Annotated in this window: 12 protein-coding genes and 1 pseudogene; all 13 read left to right on the top strand. The window is 48.6% G+C overall.

Annotated elements, in window-relative coordinates:
• Positions 1-178: 178 nt before the first annotated feature.
• On the top strand, positions 179-442 hold the full coding sequence (locus D5270_RS15950) for a hypothetical protein (protein ID WP_166545014.1): 264 nt from the start codon (positions 179-181) through the stop codon (positions 440-442).
• Positions 443-838: 396 nt separating this feature from the next.
• Positions 839-1,231, top strand: coding sequence for a sigma-70 family RNA polymerase sigma factor (locus tag D5270_RS15945; protein ID WP_166545013.1), 393 nt, complete (start codon positions 839-841; stop codon positions 1,229-1,231).
• 87 nt (positions 1,232-1,318) lie between these two features.
• Positions 1,319-1,600: a DUF3847 domain-containing protein gene (locus D5270_RS15940; protein WP_166545012.1), complete on the top strand. Its 282-nt coding sequence runs from the start codon at positions 1,319-1,321 to the stop codon at positions 1,598-1,600.
• A 204-nt stretch (positions 1,601-1,804) separates the two neighbouring features.
• Positions 1,805-2,101: pseudogene (locus D5270_RS15935) on the top strand (MobA/MobL family protein); the annotation flags it as partial.
• A 68-nt stretch (positions 2,102-2,169) separates the two neighbouring features.
• Positions 2,170-3,024 (top strand): ParB N-terminal domain-containing protein, encoded by an 855-nt coding sequence (locus D5270_RS15930; RefSeq protein ID WP_166545011.1) that lies wholly within the window; start codon positions 2,170-2,172, stop codon positions 3,022-3,024.
• Positions 3,014-3,355, top strand: coding sequence for a hypothetical protein (locus D5270_RS15925; protein WP_166545010.1), 342 nt, complete (start codon positions 3,014-3,016; stop codon positions 3,353-3,355). Before D5270_RS15930 ends, D5270_RS15925 begins: the two co-directional genes overlap by 11 nt.
• Positions 3,356-3,363: 8 nt before the next feature.
• Positions 3,364-3,726, top strand: a complete 363-nt coding sequence (locus D5270_RS15920) for a cysteine-rich VLP domain-containing protein (RefSeq protein WP_166545015.1) — start codon at positions 3,364-3,366, stop codon at positions 3,724-3,726.
• A 119-nt stretch (positions 3,727-3,845) separates the two neighbouring features.
• On the top strand, positions 3,846-4,559 hold the full coding sequence (locus tag D5270_RS15915; RefSeq protein WP_166545009.1) for a replication initiator protein A: 714 nt from the start codon (positions 3,846-3,848) through the stop codon (positions 4,557-4,559).
• Positions 4,556-5,383, top strand: coding sequence for an ATP-binding protein (locus D5270_RS15910; protein ID WP_166545008.1), 828 nt, complete (start codon positions 4,556-4,558; stop codon positions 5,381-5,383). Before D5270_RS15915 ends, D5270_RS15910 begins: the two co-directional genes overlap by 4 nt.
• 12 nt (positions 5,384-5,395) lie before the next feature.
• Entirely contained in the window at positions 5,396-5,590 is a 195-nt protein-coding gene (locus tag D5270_RS15905; protein WP_166545007.1) for a hypothetical protein, read from the top strand.
• Positions 5,591-5,652: 62 nt separating this feature from the next.
• Positions 5,653-7,296: a recombinase family protein gene (locus tag D5270_RS15900; protein ID WP_166545006.1), complete on the top strand. Its 1,644-nt coding sequence runs from the start codon at positions 5,653-5,655 to the stop codon at positions 7,294-7,296.
• Between the two features lie 499 nt (positions 7,297-7,795).
• A complete protein-coding gene (locus D5270_RS15895; RefSeq protein ID WP_166545005.1) occupies positions 7,796-8,002 on the top strand; it encodes a hypothetical protein in 207 nt (68 codons plus the stop codon).
• Positions 8,003-8,186: 184 nt separating this feature from the next.
• Positions 8,187-9,383 (top strand): hypothetical protein, encoded by a 1,197-nt coding sequence (locus tag D5270_RS15890; protein ID WP_166545004.1) that lies wholly within the window; start codon positions 8,187-8,189, stop codon positions 9,381-9,383.
• Positions 9,384-9,667: the final 284 nt, after the last annotated feature.

Genomic DNA, 9,667 nt, shown 5'->3' with positions numbered 1-9,667 from the left:
ACGAGCCGACCGGGAACCTGGACGCCGACACCGCCGAGGAAATCACGGCGATTTTGAAAGAGAGCGCCCATACGTTCGGGAAGTGCGTGGTGGTCGTGACACACTCTGGCGAGGTAGCAAGGCAGGCGGATGTGGTGTTGGAAATCAAACGAGGACATTTGAAAGAGAGGGAAATGTGATGAAGAAAATTGCTATTATTTTGGCGTGTATGCTGGCCTGCTTTTCGCTGTTCACCGGCTGTACAAATCAGAAAGACGGCGGCGATCAGGACACGAATTTGGGGAACTCCGTGGAAATTGATGATACGGGTATTGATGTTGATAATGAAACAAAGCCGGGCGCTGAGGACAACTCTGACAGTGTTTCCCTGCCAGATGGCTACACTTACAGTTTCAAAGACCCGAATAGTGCGGACGGCATTGTAGTCACTCCGAAAGAGTAATAAAATTCTCGTTTCACATAGGCTCCACATTGGCTTTATATACGTTCCACATGGCGGCGGTACTTTGACCAAGTGCCGCCGCTTATCGTCTATTCAAAACCGGCGGCTTTAGGAGGTAGCCGCTGTGCCAATGTCATTTACCAGACCAGGTGAGATGTCAAAAAAATTCTGACCCCTCTTACGGCGAAGTCCAGCCTTGAAGATACAACAATTTCTTATGTAGCTGAATATTGCATTTCATCTATCCGTACGGCCTTTTGCCATGCGGATTTTCTCATTTTTAGAGCAAAGGGCATCCGGCCCCGGTGCCGCTCCCCGCCCCTGTTCAAATTTCGCAAAACCTAAATCTGAACAGGAGGAAAACACGATGGAGATCACCATAAAATCAACGGGCGCATGGTGTCCGTTGAAGTCAATGACGAAGTGGCCGAATGCTACGACCAGGGCAGGCGGCAGGCCGAAAACCTTTCCCATGAAAAGCGGCGGCATTGGGATGACCGGGAGTTTGACGAGTACATAGCCATGACCGAGGGCCTGCTGCCCTATCAGCCCACGCCGGAGGACATCGTATGTCAGCGGGAAACCGTAGCTCTGCTGCTGTCCATTTTGGACACCTGCACCCCAGTCCAGCGGGAGCGGTTTTTGCTCTATGCGCTATATGGTTTCGGTTATACGGAGATCGGAATGATACAGGGCTGTTCCAGAGAATCCGTTTATGAGAGCATCCAGGCCGTCCGCAGAAAATTTCTAAAATATTTCTCAAACCATCCTGACAACGGGCTGTTTTGAGGCTTACCCAGTGAGGGGCATTTGCTCCATTACTGCCTAGGGACAAGCACCAGCTTGTCCCTAGGCAGAAAGGAGGTCTATCCCATCATGGACAAAAAAGAATCCCTGTTGCGACAGAAAGCAGAGGCAGAAAAAGAGGCGGCTCAGTATGAGAACCAGGTAAAAATTCTGCTGAACAAGCAGAGGGACGCAGAGCGCCACGCCCGGAACCACCGTATGATCGTGCATGGTGCAATCATGGAGGGCGTGTTCCCCTTCACCGCCAGCATGGGCGGCGAAGCGCTCAAAGCGTTCCTAATCGACCTATCCCGCCTGCCCGGAGCGGAGAAAACGGCGCAAGAGGCGCATAAAAACGGGGACGGGGAATAGTCCGTTCGGAGAACAGCGCACTTATACACCGTTCCGGTGTCGTGCGCCCTGCCGGGGGCTGTTGCGTCCTTGCGGACGCGATGGGGAGCTACACTCCCCAAACCCCTTGTGCGCCAGCAAAAACAGAACATCCGCTTTGCGTCTGTTCCGTTTCCGCTGGCCTATATCCCCTGCTAATGACTGCGGAGGAAGGAGGAAATCTGTATAGCGATTTTTCACTGTCCCATTCAGATCATCAAGCGGAGCGTAGGCCGTTCGGCTGTTGCTGCCGCCGCCTATCGGAGCGGCGAACGGCTGACAAATGAGTGGGACGGAAAAACCCACGACTACACGCATAAACCCGGCATCGTCCATAAAGAAATCATACTGCCAGCCCACGCCCCGCCGGAGTTTTTAGACCGCTCCACCCTCTGGAACTCCGTGGAGCAAATCGAGAAAGCCAGCGACGCGCAACTTGCCCGTGAAATCGAAATTGCACTTCCCGTAGAACTGGGGGAATCGCTGGGCGGCCCCGACCTGGAAATGCTCAACCGGATTATAGCTACATTTTCGCATTGAGGGCAATCGCCATGCAAATTAAAACCAGCGAAATCAAAATCAATCCGGGACGGCGCGACACCCAGCAGCGGAACGTGGAAGAACTCGCCCGGAGCATCGCCGCTGTGGGCCTGATGAATCCCATCACCGTCACCCAGGATAACACGCTTATCGCTGGCCTGCACCGTTTGGAGGCGGTGAAGCTGTTGGGCTGGACGGAAATCGAGTGTACCGTCAGTGACGCGGACGGTCTGCAAGCGGAGTTGGCAGAGATTGACGAGAACTTTGTCCGGGCTGGGCTGTCCCACCGTGAGCTGGGCGATCTGCTTCTGCGCCGGAAGGAACTCTATGAGGCCATCCACCCGGAGACACGCCAAGGCCAGCGCAACGGGCAGACAGCTAAAAACGACAATTTGACGGTTTTACAGACCAAGCCCTTTTCCGAGGACACCGCCAACAAACAGGGAATCAGCAAACGCACCGTGGAGCGGCTTGTCCAGACTGCCGCCAATCTGACCCCGGAGGCCAAGAAAACCATTCGGGACGCTGGCGATAAGATCACCAAGGGGGCCGCGCTGAAAATTTCCAGATTGCCCCCTGACCAGCAGGAGGAAGCCGCTGCCGTTCTGACCGTATCGCCGCCCACACCGAAACAGCAGGGGATGAAAGACGGCGAAGCGGCATTGAGCGAGTTTAAGGCCCTATGCGCCCGCTATGTTTCCGGCATTGAATCCCTCCACCATCGGGCGGAAATTTTCGCCGGAATGACAATTTCTCAATTTGACGCATTGGGCGATAGTGCCTATTCTGTCACAACCGCAATCAAAGGATTTTTCGAGAAAGTGCATGAAATCCGACACGAAATGGAGAAGGAACATGAAAACTGACTACATCACCAACGGTTCCACCCCGCCGCCCTACCTGGCCTATCCCCGGTTCCTGTTGGGCATGAATATCCGGCTGACTGCCAAGGAGGTCTACGCAATTATGCTGGATATGATACTGAACTCCGAGGCTGCGCAGACCGACAAACGTGGGCAGCGGTATCTGGCGTTCTACAACAAGACCATCGCGGAGATCATTGACCGCACCCCCAGCACCGTGGCGCAGTCCCTCCGGGAGTTGGAGGACGTTGGGCTGGTGGAAAAGAAGCTGATAGCCCTCCATACCCCCTATCACATCTACATCAAGCTGCCCATCGTGGAGAGTGAAACGTGATTGTTCACATGAACTATCAGCAGTACCGGACGGCGCGGCGGCTGGTACATAGCTGCTGCAATTATGACTGCGGGAACTGTCTACTGTTAGACAGTGGCGAGGAATGTGTCTGCCCGCAGAGCATCACCTACTCACTGATCTGCAAATGGTTTCGGGCGGCAGTCCTGCCGCTGGACGCTGGCCTGTGCGCCGCCCTGTTTCACCGGGCAGACCAGAAGAAATGTGTCCTCTGCGGCGGCTATTATCTGCCGAAGTCCAACCGGGCGAAATACTGCCCAGAGTGTGCTACTGCGGCCCGCCGGAAGAAAGAGGCAGAGCGTCAGCGCAAACGCTACTACAATTCTACGCATTTAGGGGGCAAAAAACGCTGATTTTGCAAGGCTTTTCGGGGACGGCTCAATGGGGGCCTGATACATTCCTTATCCAGTGTCTCGGAAGGCCATCAGACAGCCCGCAACGGCGGGGAGGTGACACCCATATTGCTGACTACATGACGAAAGATACCAAGTTGCCGCCGTACCTGCCATTCCCGCGTTTTCTTTTGGAGGCGGATTTAGCGTTAGCAACCAAATTGGTCTATATGGTTCTGCTGGACAGGGCGCGGCTATCTCAGGCCAATGGCTGGGCTGATAGCAGTAGCCAGATTTACATTGTGTTTCCCATTGTTGAGATCGCCAACGTCATAGACCGCAGCCCTATGACCGTGAAAAATTCATTGAACGAATTGGAAAGCGCCGGCCTGATCGAGCGCAAGCGGCGGGGCCAGTCTCTACCGAACCGCATCTATATCAAGATTCCTGATGGACAGGATATTGTCCGTTTGACGGATAAAAAATTGTCTGTCAGAAGGAAAGAAAATTGTCCTTCTGATGGACAGAAAACTATCCCTTTGACGGACAGAAAATTGTCCACTAATAACCTTACAAGTAAATTGAGAGAATCACTTGAAGGGAGTGAGAGTGTGTGCGCCCGCGCGCGAGGCCGCTATCAGAATGTTTTTCTTTCGGATACGGAGGTAGACGAACTGCAAGCGGAACTTCCCGGCCTTTGGCCGCAGTATGTGGAGAAGCTGTCCGAGTATATGGCCTCCACGGGCAAGACCTACCAGAACCACGCCGCCACTATTCGCCGCTGGGCGGCGGGGGACAGGCGGAAGGATACGAGCATACCCAATTACACTTACGAGGAGGGCGAGAGCCTATGAATGATTTTGACAGCATTATCAAGCGCATGACCGTGACCCATGTAGGGCCGGAGGACTACACTGGCGAAGATGGACTTCTGTACTGCGGGAAATGCCGCACCCCGAAGCAGTTTCGTATGGACGCACCGCCGCTGGAGGGGCGGCTGCTTCCCTGTCCCTGCCGGTGTGAGCAGGAACGCATTGACCGAGAGACAGCAGAGCAGGAGGCCCACCGTCACCTTCAGACCGTGGTCGATCTGAAACGCCGGGGATTTACCGACCCTGCTATGCGCGGCTGGACATTCGCCAATGACAACGGCAAATGCCCGCAAATGAAACACGCCCATTTCTATGTCGAGCATTGGGACACCATGCTGGCGGAGAACGTCGGCTATCTGCTGTGGGGCGGCGTTGGTACTGGGAAAAGCTACTTCGCGGGATGTATCGCCAATGCGCTGATGGAGCAGGAGATTACCGTCCGCATGACCAATTTTGCGTTGATTCTGAATGATCTGACCGCCAGCTTTGAGGGGCGGAATGAGTACATATCCCAGCTTTGCTACGCCCTGCTGCTTATTATTGACGATTTTGGTATGGAGCGCGGGACAGAGTATGGATTAGAGCAGGTCTACAACATAATCGACAGCCGTTACCGCAGCCGCAGGCCGCTGATCGTGACCACCAACATTCCGCTCCATGAGTTGCAACATCCCCAGGATACCGCTCATGCCCGTATCTATGACCGTCTGCTGGAAATGTGCGCCCCTATCCGCTTTTCTGGTGAGAACTTCCGCAAGGCTATGGCGCAGGACAAACTGGCACGACTGAAAAATCTGATGAACTGAAAGGAGCTGCCTATGAGAAAAACACAACAGGACAAACCCGCTGCACCCAAGACCAGACGCCAGGATAAGCCCCGCTTCATTGTGACCCGTGAATACAGCGGTAGCCAGAGTATGAGGGCCGCTTTTGAGCAGGCCATTGAATCCCAGGCTTGCGGACAGTTTGAATCCTGGCTTGAAAAGAGGGAGAGCGATAAAAATGCCTGTTGAAAATTTTGCCGAAATATGGTATCATGACCGTATCGTGTCCCTGTTCATTAAGGAGATCACCAATGAACAGGAAGAATAAACTTACCCCCTCTGTCACCGCTCTGTACTGCCGACTTTCCATTGAGGACGGGCGGGAAAACGAGAGTATGAGCATCAGCAATCAAAAGGCTCTGCTTGGTGACTTCGCCGAGAAAAATGGCCTGCTGGACTACGAATTTTATGTTGATGACGGTTACACAGGCCGTAATTTCAACCGTCCTTCGTTCCAGAGGATGATTGCCGACATTGAGGCCGGGAAGGTCAAATGTGTAATCACGAAAGACCTCTCACGGCTGGGCCGGAACTACATTGAAGCTGGCAGCTATATCGAAATCTTCTTCCCGCGTCACAACGTCCGCTATATCGCTGTTACTGACGGCGTGGACAGTCTGAACCGGCAGGAGATGGACATTACCCCCTTCAAAAATATCCTGAACGATATGTATAGCCGGGATATTTCCAAGAAGGTGCTGGCGGGCTGGATGGCCCGCTCCCGGCAGGGGAAGTTTTTGGGCGGGCCTACTCCCTATGGCCTCATGCGCGACCCGGCAGATCACGGCCACCTGATTATCGACCCGGAAACCGCGCCCATAGTCAAGTTGGTTTTTGATCTAGCTCTGAATGGGTGTGGAACGATGAAGATTGCCAAGCATCTGCTGGAACGCAAAATCCCTATCACCCGTATCAAGATGCCTGTTGAATCCGAGGTTCGCTACTATTCTTGGAGTGGTTCGGTGATTGGCAAAATGCTCCGCAACCCGGTTTACAAAGGCGACCATGTAGTTTGTAAATGCCATCAAAAGGCAATTCGTTCCAATACGGTAAATTTCATTCCCCGCGATCAATGGGAAATTGTCGAGAACTGCCACGAGGCGATTGTCAGCCGGGAACAATGGGATAGAGTGCAAAAGCTGATTGATCGCCGCCCGACCATCATGCAGGGGAATAGCTGTCCGTTCTATAATCTGTTCCATGGTCTTGTCTACTGCGCTACCTGCGGGAAATCCATGCAGGTACGCTATGAGAAGGTAGGCCGGACTGGAAAGAATCGCTTTACCGGAGAAATGCGGGAACCGATTGATAAGGCTTATTACATCTGCCAGACCTACAACCGCCTAGGAAAGAACGCCTGCACCAGTCATAAGATTGAAGCCCGTGACCTCTATAACCTTGTGCTGTTGGACATTATAGCGCATGGCAAGATGGCCTTGCAGGATGCAGAAGCGTTCTATGACCGACTGACCCACCGGCTGGAACAGCGGTATTCCATTGATGAAACCAGCTTGAAAAAGGAGAAGGACACTCTTGCGAAGCGCAACCAGGAAATTGATGATATGTTCATGAGCCTGTACGCTGACAAAGCAAGGGGCATCCTGACCGAGCAGCGGTTTCTCCGCATGACGGAAACTCTGGAACAGGAGCAGACGGACAACAAAGCCCGGATGCAGGCGATCACAGATGAATTGCGTATCGCTAGCAGCGCCGACAGCGATGTGCGGCGGTTCATCGGAGAAATCCGGGAATATGCGTCCATTACGGAGTTGGACGAAGCAATCTTGAATCGGCTCATTGACAAAATCTTTATCAGTGCAGTTGAAGTCATTGATGGAGAAAAGGTGCAGAAAGTCCGTATTGTTTATAACTTTGTTGGTGAAATTATGGCTTAAATCAATATTACAGTTCTTTACACGTTTAAAAAGGACTGTAATTAAAACAATGACCTTAGAAGCTGTACTCATAGGCGGGGGATGCCGGATGGGCGCGAAAAGATCCGCTCAGACGGCATTCAACGCCTGTGAATACAGCTTCTTAAGGGACCTCTGATTAAATCGGCAAGAGGGATTTACGAGAGATTTTTTGCCAGAATGCAGCGCGGTTTTGCAGGAATACCTTGTGTATTTCAAGAAAGCACAACAAAATTTTGGTGAAAAAGTTCCGCAGGCGCATTTAATCAAAGGTTCCATAAATAAATTGCTTGTGAGTATGTAAGCATTAAAAACAGCAGGGAGAGACACTTTTTGTCTACCAATTGCCGAAAAATGATCTTGAGTTTGTGGTGTATTTAATATATACTTTAGGAGGATTAGCGTGCCAGCAAGGATTAACTTGGTTCGGTCTGGATAAGTAATGACTTTGACATTAGGGCCTATCGTTAGGAGTATTTTTATGGATGAGCCTACCAGTTTGTATTATAAAGTTATTGAGCATAAAATGCAAAGCATAGGAATAACATCAGCTACATATTTTCCTCAATTTTCTGAAATATTTATTCCTTTTGCTTTGCATAATAACTCAACATTAACCCACGAAAGAATTCATAAATATTTTTTTTGCAACGCTTACGGAATTATTATTCAAAATTTTTTCAAATAATACAAAATTTAAAGGATCACATTATTGATAGATTTAAAGATGTTATAGATCATGTAATTGATCCAAACCGCGAAATCGAAGCCCAGATATTGGATATAGATAAAATTCTTTCAATGAACATGAACTTTGTAGATATTTTTAGTTTTTATAAAAAACATATAAAATTTTGATGAATAGTGCAAGAATGGTTCAGGAAGGTATTGCTTGCTATTTTTCTTGTAATTTTCAAAATTTGTCAGAAAAGGATTGCTATTATGCAAAAAAAGCTATTACAGAAAATGGATTTTATTTAATCTCTTACAAAAAGATTGAGCAATTGAAGCAAAAATGGGATGACTTGTTTATTGGTATTCTAAACACGATTTTTATGGTTCCCTTTTACAATTATGATTTAATTGGAATGAGTTTAAATGAATTTGTTGAAATAAGTAGATTTATTTATAATCCTGATAAAAGATTTGAGTTTATGCTTAATTGTTCTTTAAAAGAAGAAAACCAAATCAAGTCAATATTGACAAACAAAAAGGACATTGTAAGGGATTTGAAGAAGGCAAAAGGGAAGGACAACATATACCACAAGTTTCCCACTGAAATGGTTGACAGTGCTTTTATGCTAAAAATTCACTCTATTATGGGCATAGAGACTCCGAATTATAAACGCTTTATGGAAAATGCTCTCATTAAGACGAAGAGTGGAGAAATTAAGGAATATATAGATATTGCTCCAGATTCATATAGAAGTTTGGAATATATTATGATTGAATATGCTGCTATGCATAAGCAAGTAGAAGATATTTTTCGCAGATTAGGAGTAAGAAAAAAACCTCTCCATTATGATTATGTCCCTAGTTTGAGTAGAGATTATTTTTTGTTTGCGCGAGCGAAAGACAACCAAATGTGGGTAGATAGACTCATATCAACTATGCAGGAGGAAAAGGATGAGGAATTACTAACCATTGAGTCGGCAAATGAATTGATTGATGTAGATAATTTTTATTTAAGAACCGAAGCAATCTGTAAAAGATGGGAGGACAGACTAATGACTAACACTTTTGAGATATGGGGAAAACCTAGTACATTGAAGTCTCTTGAAACCACATTATACCTAAACGATTTTATTGTGTTACAATCATGTAGTATTTCTGGTGATGATGGTTATAACGGCCCTGAAGTAATTGAAGATGTAGCCAAAATAGTTGTAGCTATGGGCGGTTCAACAGGTGTGCTTTTGGGAATTGCGAAAATAATTAAGGCATTAAAGATAGATGTGTCAATTGATTTAGAAAAAAAGAAGATTGATATTAAGAATATAACTTCTGAACAAGCGAAAAAACTATTTGATGATATTTCTTCAAAGATGAAGGAAGAAAATATTGTATAATTGCGAGTTATCAGTCCTGGCCCATAATCCGATGAATCTTGAGAAGCAATCAAGAACGAAATTCCGAAAAAGGAGCATGACCTCGAAAAGCGCTATGAACCGGCCCTCCTCAAAGATCAGGGAATCTTGATCTTTGGGGAGGGCTGTTTACTATTTTGCTCTATCTCTGAATTTACCACTTGACAATGTTGCATGGAGCTGTTGACCCCAGATGAGATTCGTATGCTGGATAATAAGCTGGCTTTACTGTTCGTGCGCGGGGAGCGGCCCATCCTGGACGGAAA

The organism is Acutalibacter sp. 1XD8-36 (assembly GCF_009917525.1).
Taxonomy (GTDB): Bacteria; Bacillota; Clostridia; order Oscillospirales; family Acutalibacteraceae; genus Acutalibacter.
This window is presented reverse-complemented; position numbering and strand designations above follow the sequence as displayed.